Raw genomic sequence first — 24,066 nt, 5'->3', positions numbered from 1 at the left:
GTCGAACCGGTGTTCAGCAGCTTGCGTTCCCAGCAGGGGCTTAACCGCTTTCGGCGCCGTGGGCTCCAGGCGGTCAAACGCGAATTCGCCTTGCACGTCCTGGCGCACAACCTGTCCAGAGCAGTTGCCCTGTCGAGGGCATTATTTACCCTTTTGTACGGCTTTACGCGGCCTCCACGAGGTCGCGCAATGTTTTCCGGACAGATTTCCTCGATCTGTTGGCTCGCGCCAGCAATCACATCAACGCCCGGGCTTCAATTGGACGCACAGCAGAAGTGTTTTGCGACAGCCTCTTCACGGGGAGGAGGATATCAACGCCACTGAAAAACGTCGCGGTGCCGGGTGCCGCGCCGGAAAGCTGTACTACGAGACACCGCTGAGCAGCGCTGCCGCCAGCGCCAGCCCCAATTGCATCAACAGCAAACGCGCCAGTGGCCGCGCAACCGGCCACCCGCGCACCTGCATCGGCACCAGTTGGCCGAAATAAGGCCAGAGTCCTGCCAGGCCATCCGTGATCGGATCTGCCGCGGTAACGAAAATCAGGAAAAGTCGAGACGGCACGAATAGGAATGCTTATTTCGCAAGTTCGTAGAACTGCCAGGCGGCTGAACTGTGCCGACCACCGTGCGACGAATGAGTACTTTCGACCCTTTATAGATAGTCCGTCCCGCTTTCATCGATACTGATGTGACTGGCAGCTCGCTGCCAGTCTTCTCTTTTCGGAGTGCAACGGTCAATCGATCGCTCAGCTCAACAATGCGTATGCCCGGCGCGGTGCTCTGTAATGGTTTCATCGCCGTCGACGATCGGATGTCGTCCTTTCAGCTTATTCATGCCGTGCGAGCCGACCGTGACCGGCACACAGTTCTCTTGAGCGGTACTACGCATGCACCGTACCACGATGGCGATCAGCGCGGCGAACACGAGCGAGCCGAAGCCGATCTTCCAATGGCTCTGCATCTGATTGCCCAATTGCGGGTAGAGCCATGCCACAGCGAGGACCGGGCGCTCCCAACGCAGCCAGCCGTTGCGCGTGGTCGTGACCATGAGCATCGAGATCGAAATGCCAAGCCAGACTGCGTCGTAGTTGTAGATGTATGGGCTGGTGAGAAAGGTCCCACTGACGAGCGCGATCGCGCGCAATTCGAGTTCCTTCGAGTTGCGCCAGACGTAGGCCACTGCGACGGTTGCGATAATTGCCTGACATGCCTGCACGTCATACGCAGCGCCCGCCGGCACGCCGAGCGCGCGTAAGGAGGCGAACAGGCTCGCCATCTGGTCCCACGGCAATACGCCCCTGGCGATATAGTCGTTCGCTTCGCTCAGGCCATGAAAAAACGTCGGGACGATGTCCACGCCGAAAACACCAATCGACACAGCGGTGAACAGCGTCGCGGTCACGGCTGCGGCAACGAAGGTCGTCCACATGCCTGCGCAGGCCAGGGCGATCGGGAACAGGATCGCCAGATGTGGTTTGATCGACAACAGGCCGATCAATACGCCCGCGAGCACGGCGCGGCGCTCGCGCATGGCGAGGAAGGAGCCTAGCGCGAGGCTCGCGGTGAGCGCGCCGTTTTGTCCTTGCGAGAAATTGAGCCAAAGGCCGGGAAAGGCGAGAATCCAGAGGGTAGAGGCGCGCGCCGGCATGGCGCGGCGCATGAGCACGATGAAGATGGCCGTCGTGACGGTCTCAAAGATCAGATAGCTGATCGGGCTAGGAATGAGCGCCGCCGGCGTCATCAGTAGCAGGAAACTCGGAGGATAGAACCACGGCCCCGAGATCATCGGATTCGGCGAGATCAGATGCAGCATCTCCTTGATCGCGTGCCAGTCATACGCTCTGAGCGGCGTACCCTGCAGAGTGAGACGCGAGGCCGCCCAGAACGTCTGGAAGTCGTAGCCGACCGGATGGCCATTCCTCTTCCAGGAGCACACTGCGCAGTACACGAGACCGAAGATCTGAAAGGTGAGTAGCGCCGTCCCGCCATACGCATGTATGCGAGGTGATCTGAGAATGCGTTGCACAAGTCTGGGCATGGCAATAGTCACATCGAGTTCGCGGCTGATGCGATAACGGCAGAATCGAGCAAAACTTTATAGGCGGCGGTGACCGGACGTGCTTCTTTCCGTGGGTAAAACCTGGGCATCGCGCACTTGTCCGGCCGCGTTAAGAGACAAACTAGCCGTGTCTTACGGCAAAGGCACCCCGAACGTGCGCCAAGGGGAAGAGTAAAGGACACAAACGGGCAGGGAATGACTCGTTGCAGATCGAAGCGGGCGCGCCTACGGCCATTTGCGCATGCGGTCGAACGGCTGAAGCTGGCCGAAGGTGGCCGTACCCAGTCAATCAAGCGAAGGCGAGCATCGGCAATCAGGCGCTTTTGTGCGCGGACGCTCCCGCGCAACGAGCCGTTGCAACGCCACGAAGCCGAGCAGTGCGAGCGCGCAGCCCAACGTGAAGTCCGCACGGCCTCCGGCTATATTGACGATGCCTGCGCCAACGGACGAGCCTACCGCGATCGCCACCTGAACCACGCCGACGAAGAGCGCCGAGCCAGCCTCAGGCGCATCGGCGATACCTCGCTGGATCCAGACACTGCAGCACAGGGGGCATTGCGCCAAACGCAGCACCCCAGACGAGCATCGCAAAGACCTGGCCGACGCGCGAATGGTCGAACAGCAACATTGATGCAATCGCGCTCAGCAGCAAGAGCATCATGACTGTGACCGACGCCTTCAGGCACTCGGCGATCACCGTCGACAGCAGCATATTCGTGAGGAAACCGGTCGCGCCGAACGCGAGAAGCAGTATCGTCATCTCCCGGATCGAAAAGTCTTGCTGAAGCCAGGACGCGATATACGTGTACGTCGAAAAGTGCGCGCCAAACACGAGTGCGATCACCAACATGCTCAGGCTAACGAACGGACGTCGCAGCACCTCGACGAGTTCGCCGAAACGCAACGCAGTTGCGGACGGCAACGACGGCGTGAGCCACGCCTGCAATGCGAGCGCGACGGCGGCGAGCGCACCGGTCGCGAAGAACGACGCGCGCCACGACTCAAGACTCGCGACGAAAGTGCCTAAAGGCACGCCGACAACGGTGGCTAACATGACTCCGGTAAGAATCGTCGCCGTCGCTTTTGCGGCATCGGCGGGCTGCACGAGGCGCCCTGCTGCTGCGGTCGCCAGCGTCCAAAAGCCGCCCAGCGCGGCGCCGAGCATCGCGCGTCCGAGCAGCATCGCCACGAAGTGCGTAGATGTCGCGCAAACCAGATTCGATGCGAGCAGCACGGCAGTCAACAGCAGGAAAACGTTACGGCGATCCATTCGGCCTGCGAGAATCGTCAGTGCGAGCGCTGAAATCGCCGCCAGCACGCCCGGCGTCGTTACCATCAGGCCCGCGGTGCCGGGTGTCACACCGAGGTCGCGCGCGATCTGAAGCAACAGACCGACCGGCAGAAATTCCGACGTGACGAAGGCGAATGCGCTGATCGTGACGGCGATCACCGAAAGCCACTGACGCCGCGTAGTGGTCGCGGCCGTACCGGGCACGGGGGCGGTGGCGGGGGAAAGTGAAGCATTCATCATGAGCTCAATATCGATGAAGCCCCGAACTTTGGCGTCGTTGCTCGGGGAAGCTGCGGTAGAAGCGAGGTGTTGATCGTCGCATTGCTTCACCGTTCAAGGAGAGCTCACGACGTGTGACCGGGGGACCCGGTTTATATGCACCGCTGTTGTGAAACAGTATGCGGTCCGAGAATTAGATTTGAATGAGCGATAGGTTCTTGTCATATTTCCTGTGCCGCAAAATGGCAGGAACCGCGACGCGCTTTCGGTATCCGTGGTCATGCTCTGTTTCGCTCGCTGTACGTTACAGCGGCCACATCGAAGCTCGCAAAATGACGAAGGCTAGCCGACCACCGTATATTTTTCACTCCTGGTGGAGCGCCGACTGGTTTGGTATCCGGTAGATGACGGACATGTATTTGGGTGTCTCGCGCCGCTCCACGACAACGCCAGCAAGAGATTCGACGATCCGGCGGCGACTGGCTTCGGTCGTTAAGGGTTATTCGATGCCTGCCATCGGCCACAGGAATGTGAGGGTGTCTCTGCGCGTGTTGGCAGGCGTCGAATAAGCCTCGATGGAGGAAACCGCGGGGTGTCACGATGCGGTTGGAGCTTCGCGGCTATGGCGATTGATCGGTCAGGATGCTCAGCGGTGCCGGATGCGGCGCGACCAAGCGGGATGCTTGATACGCGCTGACGCAGTGATGAAGCGGTGCATTGGCGCAATTGTGTTGGCGAAGCGGACGTGTGCGGGAGTACGCGCGGCGCCCCGGCGCCGGGATCAGACATGAACCCCACAGCTCCTCGAACTGCCTGTCTAACGTTGGCTTTGCGGCAACGCGGCCCACGAATACTGTCCGACCGGCTTCCCGCCAGACTGTGTCGCACCCGACATCACTGAGCATTCCCGGGCTATCAATCGCCATAGCCGCGAAAGCTCCAACCGCATTGGGGCACTCCGCGGTTTCCTCCATCGGGCTTATTCGACGCCTGCCGGCACGCGCCGAGGTATCGTCACGTTCCTGTGGCCGACGGCAGGCATCGAATAACCCTTAACGATCTGAGCCCGACGACGACCGGCGCTGACCCAGTCCGGACGTTGGATCGGGCGCCGTCTAATCGGCCGCTTTCAGCGGTACAACAGACCTTCACGCGCCGGTCAACCTCGTTTTTCCGCCGTCCAACCCAGCCGTACGCGTTCCAACGATCGCTTCCGCCGTGAGTGTCCGTACGTGGACGCAGTCCGAGCACCTTTCAGCGCTAGACGGGATAACAATGAATTCCCACGCAAACGCGAAGATGGCGAAGCTGGTGAGCAAGGCGATTTGCGTCGGCCGCGTGACGTTTGGGTGTGAGTCACTCGCGCGGTGAACACAACCGGACCGCACGCTCGACGCAGCTATGAGGTCCCGTCAAACCTCACTCCAGGTTGGGTCTGTCGGTTGTAACGAGCGCAGCGCCGAGAGAACGACGTCTGGCTCGCAACGGCTTCGGTAGTCAATGTCGACATGAGAAAAGACCGTGCGCCCGTCTTTCGCGATAACGAAGGTCGCTGGGACCGGCAACTCCCAGCTGTCGTCGCCATTGATGCCTGGCAAAGCCTTGTCGACCGAGCGCAGGGCCTGGCGTAATTCTTCCGGAAGTGAGTAGACGAGGCCAAACGACCGGGCTACGCCATTGCCGGCATCGCTCAGAACGGCGAAGTCAAGCACATTGCGCTGGGCGGTGGACAACGACGCGTCGGGCAACTGTGGTGAGATCGCGACTAGGTTCGCGCCGAGTTGGGCAAGCTGCGGTAGCAGGCGCTGGTACGCCCTGAGCTGAATGTTGCAGTAAGGACACCAGCCGCCTCGATAGAACACGACGACTGCGTGCCCCTCGCGAAGCACTTCCGAAAGCGAAACCATCCATCCGGAGGCGTTGGGCAATACAAAGTCAGGTGCTTGCTCTCCGACTGCAAGCACATCGGCGATCGGGAAAGCTGCCCGCAATTCCTCGACCTTCGTCTCATAGAGCGCAACCCGTTCGGCGGGTGCAGTGCGCTCGTATTCGGCGCGAAAAGCTGCTAGCTCCAGATCAAGTTCCATCTTGCAATTCCTGTTTATGGGGTGGTGCATCTCGGTAGGTTCCCGAAGGCACGGCGCAGAGCCTATTTTCGGAGCAATCGTCTGGCACGCAGTAGTCCGGGGCGGCACATAACACTTATTCCGGCAGGGCATACGGAGACGGTGACCTCCTGGTATCCACATCGAGCACTCCCGGTCCGCTTCGCCGAAATGCTGGAAAAATGGATTCTCAGGAGGGTCGCTTGCGCGCGTTGAGTCATTGCACGGTGGTTTGTGAAGATTGGAGACGGCTCACAGAGTGGCGGCGCGATCGCGCCAAAAAGCTATGGATACTGCACCGTGGCGGGACAAACGCGATGCCGAACGGTTCAACGTGGACGAAGTTGGATACCACACCAAGCAGCCCGAGAAGGTCCGCTAACGCGCAGCGGACCGGCCGCTCGAGTGCCCGTGTAGCACACCGAAGCGTAAGGCTGGAGATGGCCGACCTCTGCCCGACGCGGTCGGCGCAGGTCGACCCTCAGCGACCCTTCAAGGTGTCGCAGCTGAATAGTCGGTTTGGAGGACCAATCAGTCAGACAGGGATCCGCGATTGGATCGTTTTAGGCCCGGCGCCAGTCAAGCAGCAAACGGGCGGACCTAAAACGCATCGGCCGTTTCTATGTTGAGTTCGCGTGCAAGCGTACCGAGTTCGCTACCGACATGGGTTTTTAGCGCGTCGACAAACCGCTTGATCTTGGCGTCCACGAACTGACGGGACGAATAAGCGCGTAGACGTTGCGCGAATGGGTGTGATAGTCCGGCAGCACGCGCACGAGCTTGCCGTTGCGCAGATCTTCGATGGCGGAGAAACCCGCTAGCAAACCTATGCCGGCGCCCTCACGCAAAGCGACGCTCATGGCCTCCATGTCGTTGACGCAATAGTGTGGCCCTAACGGCCGGAACGTCGGGTTGGCCACCTTGCTTGCAAGGTGCCATTCGTCACGCGCGTAGTCCACTGTGGCCAGCAAAACACCTGGGTGGTCGGCAAGATCTTCTGGCTAACGTAAGCCGAGTCGAGCAAGGTTCGTGCAATGACAACTGAGACGTCCAGTTGATCTTCTAGCAGGTTCGGCATGCGCTGGGAGAGCAGCAGAGCGACCGAGACCTGCGGGTATTCCTTGCGATAGGCAAGGACCGTCCGCGTGACAAGTTCGCGCCCGAGACCCGGCACCGAGCGGACCCGAAGCTTGCCGCGCGGGTCGAGAAGGGCGTCGCGCGCCTCGGATTCTGCTTGTTCGAGATCCGCGAGGATAGCGGCGCAGCGCTCTTAAAAGCGCCGTCCCGCATCGGTCACGACAAGGCGCCGCCTGGAGCGCTGCAGCAACCGGGTGTCTAACGCATCTTCGAGCGTAGACACCGCGCGGGAAACATTGCCCACCGTCGAGTCAAGATGGTTGGCCACCGCCTTAAAGCTGCCCATGTCCACGACTTTCGCAAACACCGACATGTTGTAGAACTTATCCATTCAGGTCATCCCGATAGCTTTCCAATCGTCTTTGCGGCCATGGCCGCCGGTCTGCGCGGCACATCTGGAGCGACTTCCGTCACGGTCGACGTCCCGCGTTTGCGCGCCACACTCACGTATCTATGACAAATTCGTCGAGCACTTCGTGAACGCTGCGCGTGCACTGAATGTGGGCGATGGCATGCAGCCGGGCACGCAGGTCGGACCGCTCGCCAAGCCGCGCCAACTCGCGAAGATGGAAGAACTGGTGGCCGACGCGGTCGCGCGCGGGGCGCGAGTGCTCGCGGGCGGCAAGCGCATCGAAGGCGACGGCTTCTTCTTCGAACCCACCGTGCTCGCCGACGTACCGATTGATGCACGCGTCATGCACGAAGAGCCATTCGGTCCGATCGCCGTGCTGATGCCGATCGACACGCTCGTCGACGGCCTGGCGGAAGCGAACCGGCTCCCTTATGGCCTGTCAGCCTACGCATTCACGAGCAACGCGCGCACCGCGATCGATGAGGCGGACGGGCTCGAAGCCGGCATGATCGGCATCAACCAGTACCGCATTGTCTCGACGGAGCTGCCGTTCGGCGGCATGAAGGAAAGCGGCCATGGCTCGGAAGGCGGTACCGAAGGCATCGGGTTCTTTTTCACCAACAAGTTCATCAGCCAGATTCGAAACGGAGGCGATCATGTCCCACGCAAATTTCAGCAGCCTGCGGGAAGCCGCGCGCGCGTTCACACCGAAGCTCGGGCATTCGTCGACGACACGCTGTATCCGAAGATCTGGAACGACCCGGCGCTCGCACTACGCGACCGCAGTCTGATAACGGTGGCTGCGCTCATCGCGGGGGGACATCTCGAAGAGTTGCGTTCGCCTCTGCGCAGGGCGCTCGCCAACGGCGTCACGCGCGACGAACTAGCGCCTGCTATCACGCATCTCGCGTTCTATGCAGGTCTTCAGGCCGCCATCTTCAGCCGTCGCTCGAGGCACGCTCAACGAAACAAAGGAAGCGCAAGCATGAAAGCCATCACATTCAACGATTTCGGCGAAGCCGACGTCCTTCAGCTCACAGAAGCGCCCTCACCCGAAGTGCGTCCCACGAATCTTCTAGTGCGCGTGCACACAGCCGGCGTGAATCGCGCCGACCTCACGCACCGCCGGGGTGTTATGGCCGGCCCAACTTCGGCGACTCGACAATCATGGGTCTTGAAATCGCGGACGAAGTCATCGAGACCGGGAGCGACACCAACGGATTCAAGGGAGGCGACCGCGTGATGGGCGTGGTAGGGGGCGGCGCGTATGCGGAGCTGGCGCGTATTGACTATCGCACGGCGATGCCGATACCAGCGGCACTCGACTACGTGCACGCCGCAGCGATTCCCGAAGTGTTCGTCACGGCTCACGAGGCCATGCTGCATCTGGGCCGTCTCACGCACGGCAATTCCGTCCTGATTCACGCGGCGGGAGGCGGGGTCGGTTCAGCCGCCGTGCAGCTCGCCAAAGCGACCGGCGCATCGACTTTCGCCACGGCCGAAGCGACCAAGCTCGAGCGCGTGTCGCAACCCGGCGCGGATGTGGCCATCGACTATCGCACCCAGGATTTCGTCGAGGTCGTAGCGAAGGCGACGAGCGGACGCGGCGTCGACGTGGTGATCGATTTCGTCGGTGCACCGTATTTCGCCCGGAATATCGCTTCGCTCGCCAACGGCGGACGGCTTATCCAGGTCGGCATGCTTGGTGGCGGCGGCAATGTCAGCGTTGAACTGGAGCAGATTCTCTATCGCCACCTGCAGATCATGGGAACGGTCATGAAATCGCGTCCGCAAGAGGAAAAGCACGCCATGGTGCGCCGTTTCCGCGAGCACTGGCTTGACCGGTTTGCAGGCGGGACCAGCCTCCAACCGGACGTGGACTCCACGTTCGAGCCGGCGCGCGCAGCCGACGCGCATCGACGCATGGAATCGTCTGCCAATGTCGGGAAGATCATCTTGACGATGTAGACGGGCGACTTCGCAAGATGTGCCCGATGATGGCGCAAACCAGATCGACTCAATAGATGCCGTACCGTCGAAATTGTTGGCAAAGGAATTGCATTTCGGGCACATTATGGTGTAAGCATTTAATAATATGCCTGCCAGCGCCATCCTCACCGGTTGGTCATCGCCGATCGACAGATGCTGTGAGGCAGGCGCCGCTGCTTCGATGGTGCGTCCCGTGCCCACGCGACCGACTCAGTTCACGCGATAACGAACCCGAAAAACACAGTTTATGACGCAGGAATCAACGTCAACCGCTTCTCCTGCAAATCCGGTCCAGCATCCGCCACTGCAGGGCGGCCAGTTGGTGATCGCCACGATCGTGGTGGCGCTTGCGACTTTCATGACCGTTCTGGACACGTCGATCGCGAACGTCGCGGTGCCCAACCTGTCCGGTAACCTCGGGGTGTCGGTCGATGAAGGAACGTGGGTCATCACGATCTTCGCCGCCGCCAATGCGGTGTCCATTCCATTGACTGGATGGCTCACGCAACAGATCGGTCAGATCCGGCTTTTCGTCGGAGCGATTCTGATGTTCGTTTTCGCTTCGTGGCTCTGCGGCATCGCACCGGACCTGCCGTTCCTGCTGGGCGCGCGGGTGCTACAAGGCCTGGTGGCCGGCCCGCTCATCCCGTTGTCCCAAGCCGTCCTGCTCAGTTCCTATCCCAAGGCCCGGGCCAACATGGCGCTGGCGCTCTGGGCAATGACCGCCACAGTTGGCCCGATCGCAGGGCCGGTGCTCGGCGGCTGGATCACTGACAATTACAGCTGGTCCTGGATCTTCTACGTCAACATCCCGGTCGGATTCATCGCGGCCGGTGCCACCTGGCTCATCTACCGAAAGCGCGAAACGCCGACGAAGAAACTACCGATCGACGCAGTAGGGCTTGCGCTGCTCGTAACATGGGTCGGGTCACTGCAGGTGATGCTCGACAAGGGGAGAGATCTTGACTGGTTCTCGTCGCCTTTCATCGTTGCGCTGGGGTTGATTGCCCTCGTCACCTTCGCATTCTTTCTTGTGTGGGAATTGACGGAGGCGCATCCGGTCGTCGACCTCAGGCTCTTCGCACTGCGCAATTTCAGCAGCGGTACGATTGCGATTTCCGTTTCCTACGCGCTTTACTTCGGCAACCTTGTGCTGCTGCCGCAGTGGATGCAGGAGTATCTCGGTTACCGGGCTTACGATGCCGGCCTTGTCACGGCGCCCGTTGGCATCTTCACGGTTCTACTTTCTCCCTTTATCGGGCGCCTGCTTCAATGGTTTGATGCCAGGGCGCTGGTGTCGGTTGCGTTCGTGGGTCTGTCCGGTGTGTTCTTCATGCGCACGCAGTATCTGAGTACGGTGGATGCATGGCATCTGGTTATACCGACCTTGCTGCAAGGCATTCCAACGGTGCTTTGGTTCGTTCCACTCGTGTCAATCATTCTTTCTGGCTTGCCTCCCGAGCGCATCCCTGCAGCGGCAGGGTTGTCCAATTTCGCGCGTATTTTCTGCGGCGCTGTTGGCACGTCGATCGCGGGCACCGTATGGAGTCATCGGACGGTTGTGCATCATGTGCGACTCACCGAGCAGGCGAGCATCGACAATCCGGCTTTCAACCAGGCCATTGCGACGTTGCAATCGCAATTCCATCTGGATGTGGGCGCTGCTTACGCATCGTTTGAATCGATGGTCGCGAATCAGGCTGCGGTCATGGGTCTCGACGATTTCTTCTATGCGTCCACGTTCATCTTCATTCTGATCATCCCGCTCATCTGGATTACGCGTCCGACAAAGAGTGGGGACTCGACAGAAGCGTCCGCAGCTCATTGAGGCGACCGCGATCCCAGCATGCTCAGAAGATAGGGATTGGTCACTTTTTTCCATTGGGAGATGCCTTCGACGAATGCATCTCCCTAGCTGTCAACTTACGCGACTATTTGCCCGGATGGCGACTCAAGTGCGCCAGCGCCGTTCTCGATTGGAGACGGGTTGGATGCTGCGGCCTTCCGGCTGGCGGCTTTTTTCGCCACTACCCTTTTGCCCTCAGCCGTTGCTCTTACTTCCTTGGCCGACACACTTTTAACTACCGCCTTCTTTACTGTAGCAAGTTTTTTCCGCGCAATCTTTTTCGCAGCGACCGCATTTTTACGAATCGCCTTCCGCGTGACCTCCTCCTTCGACCCAATTGCGTCAGTGCCTACCGCCGGATTGATCAGAAACTTGGAGCGGTCCTTTGCCTTAGCCAACCAAGCCGGTGCGCGTCCGCGTCCGCTCCAGGTCGCGCCCGTCTTTCGGTCGATGTACATCGCTGGCTGCGCGCCCTTGGGCTGCCCGGTTCGTACAGCGCCCTTCGCAGCACCCGCCGATTTTTTTGCTGTCGCAGAGACCGCTTCAACTTCGCCGTGAGCAAGGAATTTCGTACGGTCCTTGGCACCTGCGATCCAGGAGGGCGCTCGCCCATGACCGGTCCAAGTCGCACCGGTTTTCGCGTCGAGATACTTCGGCACACCGGCGGGTTTCGCCGCCTTGGCGTTGATCCCGGATTTGCGGACGGCTGCGGTTTTCGCTGCACGACGGACCGTCGTGCCTGTTTCGATATCGGCCGTCGTCAAACCGTGCTTCAGCATCAATTCACGAATCTGATCGACTACCACCTGTGCCTTCTTCGCGATCAACGCGTCAGCTTGAGCCTGCAATTTCTTCAAACGATTCTGAATTTGCTCTAGCGTTGCCATATTGAGCCCCGTGTGGTTAGGAGAGTGATCGCACTATGCCATGCACACATCGCCTAGCGATAGTCTTCCGAGAACGCGACAATATTCGCGACTATCCGAGCAACGGCTTTGACCTACGAACGGCCGTCTTCTTCGTGTCAGTGGGCGGCAGGGGCGGCCATTGCGGACAAGCGTCAGGGCTGACGCATGGTTGACTGAAGGGAACAATTGAATTGCCACGGACCACGATGTTTTCGCGTCGAAACACGCCCAGAATCGAATGCATCCCCGACGGGGCAAACAACCCTTGACGCACGAACATCGCCTCGGCCACAGGAGACGACTGCTTCCGAGGTTCAACGGCCATTTGATCCGCCACTTCGGAGAGTGCTCAGCCAATTCGGCTGTTCGAGCTTTTTCAAAAGTGTTCTTTTTGAACGGATGCTTTCGACAGGTTGTGGATTCGAAAGTAACTTCCAGGGACGATGTTCCACACCCCGGTTAAACGCCAACGGAGCAAGAAAATGGGCAAGTTCAGTGATTATGAGTACAGGAATCTACCCGGGTTCGATATGAAGACCTTCGAGGGCGCGAACCAGGCTATCCCTATGAAGACACTTGTGATCCACTGCTTTGACCCTCGGGCAGTCGAAATTCCACGGGCCGTCGCCGACTATTTTGGGGACGAGGTCTACCCGGGAGAAATCATCACCGACGAAAATGGCACCCGGGTTGGATCCACGCGGACACTCTTTGCTACGACCAACGCGGGTGGACGCGCCGCCTTCGCTCTAGCGTCCGTGGCGGCGATGGATTATCTGTTTGATGTCCAAAAAGTCGTTGTAGTTCACCACTCGTTCTGCGGTACGACGACCCTGACGCCGGAGTTGCTGGTCGAGGAGTTTCATGATCATCATCACGCTGATATCTCGACCTTGTTTGATCACGAAAGCCTCGCCATAATGGATTTCGAGGAGTCGCTCAACTATGACATCAAGCTGCTTCGTTTGAGCCCGGCAGTACCGAAGCACGTCAAGCTCTACGGCTTTTTCTACGAGATCAGTTCCGGCAAGTTGACCGAGGTGGTGCGGGACATTCCTGCATAGATTCAATCACGTGCTGAGGAATGGGACCTTGCAGAGCAAAGGGATTCTACGACATGATGCCAGTTGCATTCGGTTTGAGAATGGGGAGACAGCGACGACTACAAACTTCGCCGTGCAGAGTTGTATTCATGATAAAGGCAATTTTATTCGACTATGACGGTGTGCTGACGACCGACAATACGGGATCACACACGACGAACAAACATATCAGCAAGGTATCGGGTCTAAGCTACGATGTAGTCGAACGTGCATTCGCTCCGTTCAACTTCGATCTTAATATCGGGAGGACTGAAGCGCGCCAATCTCTTAGAAAAACTCGCGAATCTCCCGAGCAATCGAATCCACGTGCGTCTCTAGTGCAAAATGGCCCGTATCGAGAAAGACCACGTGCGCACCAGGAATGTCGCGCCGGAAGGCCTCGGCACCCGGCGGGATAAAAAACAGATCATTGCGGCCCCAAACTGCGAGGAGCTTCGGCTACCGCTCGCGGAAGAATGCCTGATAAAGCGGATATCGTTCGATGTTGCGCTTGTAATCAAGCTTCAGGTCGACTTGCAGTTCGGCATTACCGGGGCGCGCCAGAATCGCTGCGTCGAGGGTGTAAGACTCCGGCTCGATCACGCGTGGGTCCGGCACACCCTGGAAGTATGCGGCTTTCACTCCTTCAAGGCTCATGCGGGCGCGGATTGGCTCTCGCTTTTCAGGACTCGGATTTGCCCAATAATCGCGCAGGGGCGCCCAGGCCTTTTCACCCAGCCCCTCCATATACGCGTTACCGTTCTGACTCACGATGCCTCCCACGCGATCTGGATAGTTCAAGGCCAATTCCCAGCCGACCGGCGCACCATAGTCGAAGACGTACATGATGTAGCGTTTCAGATTCAATGCGTCTACGAACGCGGTCGTCGTCCGGGCCAGCGACGCGAAGTCGTATAGGTAGTTGCGTTCCGCTGGGATCTCGGTAAAACCGAACGATGGAAGATCCGGCGCAATCATCCTGAAGCGGTCGGCCAGCTTCGGCATTAAATGCCGAAAATAGAAAGAGGAGTTTGCGAATCCATGAAGCAGCAGCAGCACGGGTGCGTCTGCCGGACCAGCTTCGCGGTAGAAAACGTCAACGCCGTCTGCACGGATCCACTTGTGCTCAACATCGTCCGGTGGACCGCTCGCCGGAGTTTCGGCCCTGACGGGCAGACTGACAGCCAGCACACCACCGGCGAGTAGCGCGCGGCGAGACGGCCTTGAAGGACTCCCTGCGTCAAAGGGCTCGGTCGGATCAGGAAAGAATGTACGGTTAGCCATTAGGATTCCAATGTCAAAGAAATCAGCGCGACCTTCCGCGATCGATGTTCATCCAATTTCAAGTGTATTTGATCCTCTGGGATCACGCATCGTTACGAACTCCCGCGCCCAAGGTTCTATGGGTTGGCAATTATTCGCGTGGCCCTAAGCCGAGGCTTTGGATTCGCCGCCGACTCTGAGCGGGATACGAAGCGGGAATGTTTCGGTTACCGTAGTGATCATCTCAGTTGCCGCTCTGCGCCTGGTTGCGTGGATCGTCGGCAGAATCGTGATAATCGAGGCCGAGTGGCCCTACCGCCATAACCTGCGTTATGTACTCGCCGGATCGGGCCCAGTGGAAGTGCCAGGTCTCTCCGGGTAGAACGATGACACTACCCGGTGGATACGCCTCGACCTTGCTCCCGTCGAATTGCTCGCCGAGCCCGATATAAAACACGCCCGACATCACCGTGTAGATGCGGTCCTCCGGATGTTTGTGGGGCATCAGCTTGACACCCGCGGGCACTTTCACGCGGATCACATAGGGGCCGGGTGCTGACGGTTCGCCGACGAGGACAGCAAGACGGGCCGAAGGTGGAAAGGCCGGAAAGGGCTTCCACTCGATGTCCTCGGAAAGAATAGCCTTGAAGGTGGACTCGTCCGGTTGACGTGTACGAACCATTGCAATACTCCTCGTGGCGACTACCCCAGGGTCGTCGTATGAATCGCCTTCAGGACCTCGCTGGTGAATCTGGGGTCGTCCAGTTTGATATCCCCTGACAATCGCACGGTAACCTCCTGCAACAGCCAACCGTTGCCGTCGGGATCGCTGAATGAAGCGTATGACGCATAGCTTTGACGTTGCGGATTCAGGCCGCTAACCACGCGTTTTCCGTCAGCATGATGGAAAACCCCGCCCGTGTCGTGGAATGGCTCGCTGACCTCGATGCCACGACGGAGTAGTTCCTTGCGGGCAGCTTCGATGTCAGAGACGACGAGATGAAGCCCTTCAACTGAGCCGGGCGTGGCCGCGGTCATGTTCTTGCCGAACATGATCGAGCATCCGGAACCTGGCGGCGTGAACTGGATTACGCGGTAATCGTCCCCTCCCGTGAAGTCCATATCGAGCCGCCAACCCAACCCGGTATAGAACCGCTTGGCGCGATCGACATCCGTAACAGGAATGATGACGATCTCGAGCTTCATGTCGAACGTGACGACGCCCGAGGTCTCGACTGCGGCTTCGCTCTGCATCGGAATAGTGCTCATGTCTGACTCCTTGGGGGTGTTGACCAACGGCTTCCTTTTCCACCGCTTCGGGCAGGTGAAAAAAAGATAGGTGAAAACGCAAGCCGAAAACACCCTACGTGGCGACACAATCTTTCAAATTTATTCCAGCAGCAGCATGGCAACGTAGCCACGAAGCGAGAGCCGCACTAGCAACGACTTCGTCTGAGACCCTTAAGGCGAAAGGCGAAGCCCCCTCATACCATCGCATGGTCCGCCAATACCATGGACCGATGGTGCACGCCCCGGGCAACGGCGTTAAATACAAGCGCATTACAAGTTCCGGCGATCGGCGGCCTTCTGAAAGCGTCCTCGCTATCGTGATCCGGTGCTCCCGTGCTCCAACCCGCGCGGACGCATTTCCCGGAAAGCTGAGGATAACGAACATCCGATCCGGGCAACGACTTCCACTTCGGGCATTTCCCCGGCAATGCCGCGTTTATGGATTTGCCCCAATGAACGGAGATTGGCAATGAAGATCCTGTTGGTTTTGACTTCGCACAACGTACTTGGAGATACCGGCAAGCCGACCGGCTTCTGGCTTGAGGAGTTCACCGCGCCCTACTATGCGTTCACGGATGCCGGTGCAGAGGTCACCGTGACCTCACCCAAGGGTGGCCACCCACCAATCGATCCCAGAAGCGACGATCCGGACAATCAGACCGAAACGATGCTGCGCTTCAAGAAAGATCCTGCAACCCAGAAGGTGTTGGCCAATAGCGTCAAGCTCGCCGACGTCAAGGCAGCGGACTACGACACGATCTTCTATGCCGGTGGTCACGGCCCGATGTGGGATCTGACCAATGACAAGAACTCGATCGCCTTGATCGAGGATTTCTACAACGCCGGCAAGCCGGTCGCCGCCGTCTGTCATGGCCCCTGTGTTCTGCTCAAGGCAACCTACGAGGGACAGCCTCTCGTCAAGGGCAAGCGCGTCACGTGCTTTACCAATGATGAAGAAGAAGCCGTGGGCCTGACCAAGGTCATGCCCTTCCTCGTCGAGGATGAGCTCAAGCGTCTGGGCGGCCGCTTCGAAAAGGTGGAAAACTGGGCCGTGCTCACCATTGTCGACGGGCGGCTGATCACCGGCCAGAACCCGGCCTCATCTGGCCCGACTGCCAGGGAACTGCTCAAAGTCATGCAGGCCTAGTTCCAATCCCGGCGCGGGCCATAAAAAGCCCGCGCGCATCTATCGGCGACAGGAGTCTGCGATGAAAGCGACGACGAGCCCCGTTCAGATTTACGTTACCCCGCGTTCCCCGGCGTATTGGCGTGTCACGATCGACCACCCGCCGCTCAACGTCATGGGCCCGACGATGGTCGCGCAGTTCCACGAGATCATCAATGCCCTCGAAACCGACGAGCAGGTCAAGGTGGTGGTTTTTGACAGCGCGGTAGACGGCTACTTCCTCAATCACGCGGATTTCGACGCCGGGATCGAGGACCTGACCGCCATGCCACCCGGCCCCACAGGCTTGCCGCAGTGGCCAGACTTCCTCGTGCGCCTGACACGCGCGCCCGTCGTCTCCATCGCCCTCATCCGTGGACGGGCGACCGGCAATGGCAGCGAGATCACGCTTGCCTGCGACATGAGTTTCGCCAGTCAGGAAAAAACCATCATCTCGCAATGGGAGGTGGGTGTGGGCATGGTCGCCGGTGGCGGCCCCATGGCGCGCCTGCCCCAACTCATCGGGCGTAACCGGGCTTTGGAGGTGCTCCTGAGTTCGGAAGACATCCGTGCCGACCAGGCAGAGGCCTACGGCTACGTGAATCGCGCACTGCCCGATGCCGAACTCGACGCATTCGTGGACACGCTGGCAACGCGGATTGCAGGGTTTGACAAGTGGGCCATTGCCAACACCAAGCGTCTCGTCAACACCAGCCTGCCGCCGGACGTCGAACTCGGCGCCGGGTGGGATGCGTGCATGGCGTCGTTAGGGCGGCCCGCCGCGCAGGAGCGCATCAAGGCTCTCCTCGCGCGCGGCTTCCAAAAGCCCGGGGATGTCGAAGAGCGGCTCGGATACCACATTGGCCAGCTCGCGGGCTAGGCCGACGCGCGACGCGGTCTTGCGCCGCACCGATAGAGCCGACAGTCGACCAGGTGGCGGCGCCGCCGTGTTGCTGAAGGAGAATTGGCGATGAGCAACGAGTCAATACCGGGCGGCGAGACGCGTTCTCCTCGACCGGCATACGATGCGAGCGGCGTCGACGATGACATGGCCGACGACGACCCGTACGTGATCGGCCATCCACGCTACCATCACATGTTTCCTGTCCTCACAGGGGCCGAACTCGGCAGACTGCGCCGCTTCGGCAGTCTTTCGCGCTACGCCAAAGGCACGATGCTCTATCGTGCGGGAGTCCGTAGTCCCGGAGTGTTCGTCATGCTGTCGGGCAAAATTCGGATAATCGCCCGTAATGGTCTCAGACTCGAACGGATTATTCACGCCTATACCCAGCGCGGCGAGTTCACCTCGGACGTCGGCCAGCTCTCGCCAAAGCCCGCAGTGGTGGACGCGCACGTCCTCGAAGATGTCGAAGCGCTATTGGTACGGCCCGACGACCTCACCACCATGATGATCGGTGAAGCCGATCTTGGCGAAAAAGTCATGCGCGCCCTGATTCTGAGGCGGGCTATGGTGATCGAGCGCGTGCCCGGCGTCGTGCTTGTCGGCTCTTCCGGCAACGCACGACTGCTCGCGTTGCAGAATTTCCTGCGCCGCAACAATTTTCCAAACACGACGCTCGATGTGGAGCAGGACGCTGAAGCCGCCTTGCTTCTCGAACGCCTGACACCGCAACCCCAATGAGTTCCCTCTCGCCGTGTGTCCTGACGGCACCGTGCTGAAAAACCCCGATGAACGACAGTTCGCATCGTGTCTCGGACTGATTCCCGATTTCGCTCCAACGTACGTCTACGATGTGGTCATCGTCGGCGCCGGGCCCGCGGGACTTGCAGCGGCCGTCTATGCGGCGTCGGAAGGCTTGTCAGTAGCGGCGCTCGACTGTCGCGCCCCTGGTGGACAGGCCGGTACCAGCGCGCGCATTGAAAACTATATGGGTTTCCCCACCGGCATCAAAGGTCACGATCTTGCAGCCCGCGCGTTCATTCAGGCGCAGAAGTTTGGCGCGCATATCGGTATCCCGTGCGAGGTCAAGGCGTTGTATTGCAACCGGCAACCGCACGTCGTGGAGCTTGTCGACGGCCACCGCATCACGGCGCGCACGGTGGTCATAGCGAGCGGCGCAGAATACCTGCGACCCGCCGTCGAGGACCTCGCACGTTTCGAACGCTGCGGCGTGTACTACTGGGCAACACCCCTCGAGGCGAGGCTGTGCGGCAATGAACCGGTGTTGCTGATTGGTGGCGGCAATTCTGCAGGGCAGGCAGCGGTGTTTCTGGCGTCACACACCGCGCACGTGCATCTGTTCATCCGAGGCCCGAACCTTGAGCACAGCATGTCGCACTACCTGATCGAGCGCGTCATATCGCTGCCAAACGTGACGGTTCATACGCGTGTCGAACTGACCGCACTCGAAGGGGGCACGCGTCTTGAGCGCGTACATTACCGCGGTGCCGGCGGCATTGAAGGAAGCATCACGATACATCACCTGTTCGTCTTCATTGGCGCAGAGCCGAATACTGACTGGCTCAAGACATCCGGCGTCGCGCTCGACAGCAAGGGATTCGTATTGACGGGGACCGACCCTCGGGAAGGCAGCGTGCAATCGATGCCGTTGCAGACGAGCGTCGAGGGGGTCTTCGCAATCGGTGACGTTCGTTCTGGATCGACCAAACGAGTCGCGTCGGCAGTGGGTGAAGGCGCGGGTGTGGTGGCGCAGATTGAAGGGTTCCTGACCAGTGCCTGACGCACGCTCTTTTTTTGTGCCCGCGGCGGCTGACACCGCACTCGGACCAGCGAAAGACGAAACCGGGGTTTAGATCATGGCAATAACCCCGAATCGCAATCAGGTCCATGTCGCGACGACAGAGAACGAAAATTTCTTCGTTTATTGTGAGGCAAAGCTACGCGTGCTTACCGAAACTGAACGCCACCAGTTCGAGTCCGGCGTGACACGAGTTGCCATAGTGGCGTCGATCATCCTGGTGATAGAACTGGTTTTGCTTCGGTAATCTTGCTCTTCTTCAACAATGCCTTTCAATGGGCGACTCGCGATGGGACGCAATGGGAGACTGAAACCTAGAAGGTGAGCGAATGCAGCTTTCGCACCTGTTCAAGTAGCCATTGGAATACCGACTGTTCAGAAGCAACGACCTGCTGAGGCCCGGCAGACAGGTTGTCCAGTGTCGCTTGCTGGCGCGACAACATTCGGCACATTCGCTCCGCGACCTCCGGGTTGTTTTTGAGGATTGGTGTGAGATCATCTTTGTGGAGTTGATACGCCGCGCATCTTGTCAGGGCGGTAATCTGGACCTTTGTCGATAAGCCAGCGAGCAATCCCACTTCACCGATGGCATCCCCTGGGCCGAGACGTGATACTTCAACCTGGCCAGTGCTCTCGTCAGCGGTCACAGATAGCACGCCGGAATCAACGATGCTCAATGTATGTGGCGCCATATCTTCGGTCATAAGAACTTGCCCCCGGTCAAGCTCCCGTCGAGTGAGACGCGTTGCAAGGTGCCTGATTTCGTCGTCTTCAAGCGCTGTAAACAGGTCGACGTTGCGAAGGAGTCGTTCTCTGGAGTCAACCGAATTGCGGGACGGCCCCGTCACGCTGAGTGGATGCAAGTTAATACCCGCTGCCGCCAGATGTCGATAGCATAGGTCGTAGAGGTCGTTAGAGACCGGGAGTTTTCTTGCCATATCGTCGACATAAGCCGTGACTTCATATTGAATCGAATTGACGCTTGTCTTCTTGACTTGAGCGTACGGGGCCGGCGTCTGCAAAATGAAGCGTGTTGCCGCCAGCGCATTTTCGAGCGCTGCGAGAACAGTCCTGGGACGCTCTTCAGGCGATATCTCCAGCAACACGCTGACGCCATGCAACGCAGGCGGCCGGTTATGGTTCATGATCTTTGTCTTTGCTGCCACGGCGTTTGGCACGATGAGGACATTACCTCGAGCCGTCAAAAGATGTGTTGCCCGCCAGTTCATCTCAAGTACCTTGCCTTCGACATCGTCAATAGCAACCCAATCGCCCACCTGATACGGCTCGGTCGTGTTAATGACGATACCCGCAAACACATCGCTCAATGTGCTCTGGATTGCGAGGCCAAGAACAATGGCCAACGCCCCTGAAGTTGCGACGACACCCCGGATTGGCAAGTCGAGGACGAAAGCGAGAGCTGCGACAACCGCAGCAAGAAAGACAACCGCGCCGAACACGTCCTGAAAAAGACGCTGCTTACGCCATCGCTTGGGTAACAGTAATGCGTCGAGCGCAAGTGACAACAGGCGCGCTCCGTTGAGCCACCAGACGATTTCAAGAATCTGTTCTGCGACGTGCTGAGCAGACGAATGCGGAACGGGCGCTTGTGAAACGGGACTTAGGCCCGTGCTGAAAAGCAGCAGGGTCAGCAGGGCAAAAACAAACAGTCGAATGGATAGTCGGGCGTTTTCATTCTCTGGAAATCCGGAACGCCAAAGTAACACGTCAACAATTACGAGCGCATACCCCGTCAATACTGGATGGTTCATCGCTTCTCCCCCTTCAGTATCGAGAAGCCGTTAGTTTGCTCCTCGCCGATCTTTCCCGCATGCTGCGTAATAGTGACGAAACCAAGTCGTGAGAGTGAAACGCCAACGCTTTGCCGGACAGAGTTGTGCGTGCGCATCAGTTCAGTCAACGAGGAGTCTGGATGTCGTCCGGACGATTTCCTCGACGAATACCTTGATCGTTGGGTGCTTGCGCTCGCCGCGGCGATAAGCGACGTAGATTTTGCGGCGAACCTCTGGCGCCAACTTAATCCATGCCACACCTGCTGGCGAGCGTAGCACCCTGAGTCCGGGGACGACTGACACCGAGCAGCCGGATGCCACCATCGCTTCGATCATGTCGGGCCCACGGCATTTGGCGTTGATCCGAGGCTCGTATCCGGCGCGATGGCATAGATCGGTGACGAAGGCGCCGAAGGTACTCCACATCGATTCGACAGCCCAGGTTTCATGCCTGAGGTCGGCTACGCTCAGCGACGGCTTTTTGCTCAGTGGATGGTCAGTCGCGACTGCTACGTACAGCACATCCTCTGCCAGGGGCACAACCTCGATTTTTCCGCGATTATCGCCCGCCACGATAGACAGATCGTCAATCAAGGCGATGTCGGTTCGCCACGACCGCAGTGCCGCGACTCCGTCGATTGGCTCCAGTTCTTCAAGTGCGACTTCCAGGTGCGGAAACGCGCGCCGCAGTTCCTTGATGGTGTCAGGGAGTACAACCGAAGCGATTGACTCAAACGCGGCGACGCGCAACTCGCCTGCTATTTCGTGCCGTAGCTCTGCCAACTCCGAGCGTGCCTCGTCCAGCACCGCCATCACCCGTTCGGCGTGCCTCACCAGCGCGTTGCCCGCAGCCGTGAGCCTCACCCTGCGGCCGATACGTTCCGTGAGCTTGACGCCGGCCTCATCTTCCAGTTGTGCGATCTGCTGTGAAATCGCCGAGGGCGTCAGGAACAGCGCCTCGGCGGCGGCCGCCATCGTGCCACACCGCGCCAGTTCCAGCAGCGCCCGCAGTCGCCCGACTTCCAAGGTGTGCACCTCAAAGCATGATTGAACAGAATAGCTAATGTATTAGATAAAAAATGATAAGTATACGTAAGCATGTTTGCTGCCTACGATTGCGGTGCAGACTAGAGCGAGAGAACAGCCGGGAAACAAAATGCTGTGTCGCGTCGGGCTAACTGCGCCGCAAGGAGCAACTTCTTGGAGATGATCATGCTTGGCTTTCTTTTCACATGGATTCACTGCTGGTTCGAACACGCCGAACAACGTCACAACGATGAGTACCTCGCGGCCGCGCGGGACATAGCCGAGCTCGAACGCCGCATGCGCTCGATGGAAAGATCCTGATTCGACCGCAATTTCCCGCTCTTGATTTGTCTCGATGCAATCGCTTGACGCATTGTTTCCATCACAGAAGCGATGTTTGTGATCTGTTCCGATCGGCAAAAAGACACGAACGCCACCGCACTGGACGCCAGCCCACGCTCGCCACACCTGGACTTCAGAGAATATTCAACGCTCGAGAAAGAGCTAACTCGGTCCTGTAGCGCCTGCTCGTATATGCGGGGACTCTCGAATTCGGGCAACATCTGATGGCAGGATCAGGAGACCCTCGCCAAAGAAAGGAGACCTCATGAACATCGCCAGCATAGAATCGATCCCGCTGCGCATCCCGTTCACGGCAGGCGGTAGGTCCGACGCGGCAGTGTGGGGTAAAGCGGGATTGCAAACGGCCGACTCGCTGATTGTGAAGGTCACCACCGACACGGGCGTCGTCGGTTGGGGTGAGTCGTTTGGATTTACCGCCGTCCCGGCGGTGAAGGTGGTGATCGATTCGATCCTCGCACCTGAAATAATTGGCCGCGATGCCAGCTTGCTTGAAAAGCAGATGCTCGATCTGCAGAGAAAATTTCATGTTTTCGGCCGCAGTGGGGCCTTTATCTACGGCCTCTCGGCCATTGATATCGCGCTGTGGGACATCGCCGGCAAAGTCGCGGGCCAACCGGTCCACCAGCTTCTCGGCGGCAGCGACGCCGTTACGTTGCCAGCATACGCGAGCCTGATCCGTTACTCCGATCCTGAGCTCGTCAGGAAAAACGTCAGACGTGCGCTGGATAGCGGGTTTCGGCATCTCAAGCTACACGAGATCGATATCGGTTGTGTGCGTGCGGCGCGCGAAGAGGCCGGGGATGACGTCGAGATCATGCTGGACGTCAACTGTCCGTGGTCCGTGCGCGAAGCATTCGACATGACAGAGCTGCTGCGACCGCTCAAGCTGCGGTGGCTCGAAGAACCTGTCTGGCTACTCGGGGCTCGCGCACGTCAGGCAGCAGGGCGGCATTCCGGTGGCCGCTGGCGAGAATGCTTCGACTCTGATGGATTTTCAGCATCTTCTCGAGGCGAAGGCCGTCGACTTCATTCAGCCGAGCTCCGCAAAAATGGGGGGCCTGACCGAACTGCGCAAGGTCTTCGCGCTGGCCAACGCCCATAACGTCACGGTGATGGTGCACTCGTTTTACGACGGTCCGGGGCTGCTGGCAAACGTACATGCAAGCGCGGCGCTGGGCGGTCCCGCTGCGATGGTCGAATGGCGCTACTTCGACCTCGAGGTCCAGCTCTTCGGCGAGGCGATCATTCCAAAGAACGGAACGATGGCCGTTCCGCGAGGTTTTGGACTTGGCCTTGAACCGGATGCCGACGTAATCCGCAAATTTCGTCTGGGATGAGTCTGCTGCCTTAAGGGCGTTGCCGCACTCCTCGTATTCTGTAGAGGCGTATCGGTCGACACATGCGGGCCATCATGAGCTCCTCGCACGACCTCCTTGAGTATCGGCGCCGTGCCCGCGAA

At 59.1% G+C, this 24,066-nt stretch carries 17 protein-coding genes and 7 pseudogenes; 12 read left to right on the top strand and 12 right to left on the bottom strand.

From position 1 onward, the window contains the following. Positions 1-9: 9 nt before the first annotated feature. Complete coding sequence (locus tag P3T40_RS23725; protein WP_429270145.1) at positions 10-324, top strand: transposase; 315 nt, start codon at positions 10-12, stop codon at positions 322-324. A gap of 39 nt (positions 325-363) precedes the next feature. Here P3T40_RS23725 and P3T40_RS23720 read toward each other — a convergent pair whose 3' ends face one another. From P3T40_RS23720 to P3T40_RS23695, 6 genes and pseudogenes are all read right to left on the bottom strand, one after another. Continuing rightward, the gene (locus P3T40_RS23720) at positions 364-561 is read right to left on the bottom strand and encodes a hypothetical protein (RefSeq protein ID WP_429270133.1); all 198 of its coding nucleotides are present in this window, start codon (positions 559-561) and stop codon (positions 364-366) included. 189 nt (positions 562-750) lie between these two features. Continuing rightward, positions 751-2,037, bottom strand: a complete 1,287-nt coding sequence (locus P3T40_RS23715; protein ID WP_429270132.1) for a glycosyltransferase family 87 protein — start codon at positions 2,035-2,037, stop codon at positions 751-753. Positions 2,038-2,560: 523 nt separating this feature from the next. After that, a complete protein-coding gene (locus P3T40_RS23710; RefSeq protein ID WP_429270131.1) occupies positions 2,561-3,586 on the bottom strand; it encodes an MFS transporter in 1,026 nt (341 codons plus the stop codon). A 1,394-nt stretch (positions 3,587-4,980) separates the two neighbouring features. Beyond that, a complete protein-coding gene (locus tag P3T40_RS23705; RefSeq protein ID WP_429270130.1) occupies positions 4,981-5,655 on the bottom strand; it encodes a peroxiredoxin-like family protein in 675 nt (224 codons plus the stop codon). A gap of 689 nt (positions 5,656-6,344) precedes the next feature. Continuing rightward, positions 6,345-6,847 (bottom strand): annotated as a pseudogene (locus tag P3T40_RS23700) (LysR substrate-binding domain-containing protein). A 96-nt stretch (positions 6,848-6,943) separates the two neighbouring features. Beyond that, positions 6,944-7,141: a LysR family transcriptional regulator gene (locus tag P3T40_RS23695; RefSeq protein ID WP_429270129.1), complete on the bottom strand. Its 198-nt coding sequence runs from the start codon at positions 7,139-7,141 to the stop codon at positions 6,944-6,946. Between the two features lie 82 nt (positions 7,142-7,223). Between P3T40_RS23695 and P3T40_RS23690 the strand changes: the two are divergent. The 4 genes and pseudogenes from P3T40_RS23690 to P3T40_RS23675 form a co-directional block, all read left to right on the top strand. Continuing rightward, a pseudogene (locus tag P3T40_RS23690) lies at positions 7,224-7,799 on the top strand (aldehyde dehydrogenase family protein); the annotation flags it as partial. Beyond that, positions 7,791-8,084 (top strand): annotated as a pseudogene (locus P3T40_RS23685) (carboxymuconolactone decarboxylase family protein); the annotation flags it as partial. The pseudogenes P3T40_RS23690 and P3T40_RS23685, both read left to right, overlap by 9 nt. A gap of 63 nt (positions 8,085-8,147) precedes the next feature. Further along, positions 8,148-9,130, top strand: a pseudogene (locus P3T40_RS23680) (NAD(P)H-quinone oxidoreductase). Between the two features lie 268 nt (positions 9,131-9,398). Next, positions 9,399-10,979 carry a DHA2 family efflux MFS transporter permease subunit gene (locus P3T40_RS23675; RefSeq protein ID WP_429270128.1) on the top strand — a complete coding sequence of 527 codons (1,581 nt, stop codon included), beginning with the start codon at positions 9,399-9,401 and terminating at the stop codon, positions 10,977-10,979. A gap of 95 nt (positions 10,980-11,074) precedes the next feature. On the opposite strand, the gene P3T40_RS23670 is transcribed toward P3T40_RS23675, so the two are convergent. Beyond that, the gene (locus P3T40_RS23670; RefSeq protein WP_429270127.1) at positions 11,075-11,884 is read right to left on the bottom strand and encodes an H-NS family nucleoid-associated regulatory protein; all 810 of its coding nucleotides are present in this window, start codon (positions 11,882-11,884) and stop codon (positions 11,075-11,077) included. Between the two features lie 503 nt (positions 11,885-12,387). On the opposite strand from P3T40_RS23670, the gene P3T40_RS23665 reads away from it, so the two are divergent. After that, positions 12,388-12,969, top strand: coding sequence for a carbonic anhydrase (locus tag P3T40_RS23665; RefSeq protein ID WP_429270126.1), 582 nt, complete (start codon positions 12,388-12,390; stop codon positions 12,967-12,969). 306 nt (positions 12,970-13,275) lie between these two features. On the opposite strand, the pseudogene P3T40_RS23660 reads toward P3T40_RS23665, so the two are convergent. From P3T40_RS23660 to P3T40_RS23650, 3 genes and pseudogenes are all read right to left on the bottom strand, one after another. Beyond that, positions 13,276-14,163, bottom strand: a pseudogene (locus tag P3T40_RS23660) (alpha/beta fold hydrolase). Between the two features lie 331 nt (positions 14,164-14,494). Beyond that, on the bottom strand, positions 14,495-14,932 hold the full coding sequence (locus tag P3T40_RS23655; protein WP_429270125.1) for a cupin domain-containing protein: 438 nt from the start codon (positions 14,930-14,932) through the stop codon (positions 14,495-14,497). A gap of 20 nt (positions 14,933-14,952) precedes the next feature. Next, positions 14,953-15,519 (bottom strand): VOC family protein, encoded by a 567-nt coding sequence (locus P3T40_RS23650; RefSeq protein ID WP_429270124.1) that lies wholly within the window; start codon positions 15,517-15,519, stop codon positions 14,953-14,955. A gap of 490 nt (positions 15,520-16,009) precedes the next feature. Between P3T40_RS23650 and P3T40_RS23645 the strand changes: the two genes are divergently transcribed. The 3 genes and pseudogenes from P3T40_RS23645 to P3T40_RS23635 all read left to right on the top strand — a co-directional run bounded on the left by P3T40_RS23645 (position 16,010) and on the right by P3T40_RS23635 (position 19,407). Then, positions 16,010-16,687: a type 1 glutamine amidotransferase domain-containing protein gene (locus P3T40_RS23645; protein WP_429270123.1), complete on the top strand. Its 678-nt coding sequence runs from the start codon at positions 16,010-16,012 to the stop codon at positions 16,685-16,687. Between the two features lie 61 nt (positions 16,688-16,748). Next, complete coding sequence (locus P3T40_RS23640; RefSeq protein ID WP_429270122.1) at positions 16,749-17,585, top strand: enoyl-CoA hydratase/isomerase family protein; 837 nt, start codon at positions 16,749-16,751, stop codon at positions 17,583-17,585. A gap of 90 nt (positions 17,586-17,675) precedes the next feature. Then, positions 17,676-19,407 (top strand): annotated as a pseudogene (locus P3T40_RS23635) (FAD-dependent oxidoreductase). A 332-nt stretch (positions 19,408-19,739) separates the two neighbouring features. Here P3T40_RS23635 and P3T40_RS23630 read toward each other — a convergent pair. Both P3T40_RS23630 and P3T40_RS23625 read right to left on the bottom strand, forming a co-directional pair. After that, complete coding sequence (locus P3T40_RS23630) at positions 19,740-21,197, bottom strand: mechanosensitive ion channel domain-containing protein (protein WP_429270121.1); 1,458 nt, start codon at positions 21,195-21,197, stop codon at positions 19,740-19,742. A 141-nt stretch (positions 21,198-21,338) separates the two neighbouring features. Next, entirely contained in the window at positions 21,339-22,253 is a 915-nt protein-coding gene (locus tag P3T40_RS23625) for a LysR family transcriptional regulator (RefSeq protein ID WP_429270120.1), read from the bottom strand. Positions 22,254-22,430: 177 nt separating this feature from the next. Here P3T40_RS23625 and P3T40_RS23620 point away from each other — a divergent pair, with 177 nt between their 5' ends. From P3T40_RS23620 to P3T40_RS23610, 3 genes and pseudogenes are all read left to right on the top strand, one after another. After that, positions 22,431-22,565: a DUF3563 family protein gene (locus P3T40_RS23620; protein ID WP_429270119.1), complete on the top strand. Its 135-nt coding sequence runs from the start codon at positions 22,431-22,433 to the stop codon at positions 22,563-22,565. A 286-nt stretch (positions 22,566-22,851) separates the two neighbouring features. Next, positions 22,852-23,460: pseudogene (locus tag P3T40_RS23615) on the top strand (enolase C-terminal domain-like protein); the annotation flags it as partial. 103 nt (positions 23,461-23,563) lie between these two features. After that, positions 23,564-23,944 (top strand): enolase C-terminal domain-like protein, encoded by a 381-nt coding sequence (locus P3T40_RS23610; RefSeq protein WP_429270118.1) that lies wholly within the window; start codon positions 23,564-23,566, stop codon positions 23,942-23,944. Positions 23,945-24,066 lie beyond the last annotated feature (122 nt).

Source organism: Paraburkholderia sp. EB58, assembly GCF_050436665.1.
Lineage (GTDB): Bacteria > Pseudomonadota > Gammaproteobacteria > Burkholderiales > Burkholderiaceae > Paraburkholderia.
This window is presented reverse-complemented; position numbering and strand designations above follow the sequence as displayed.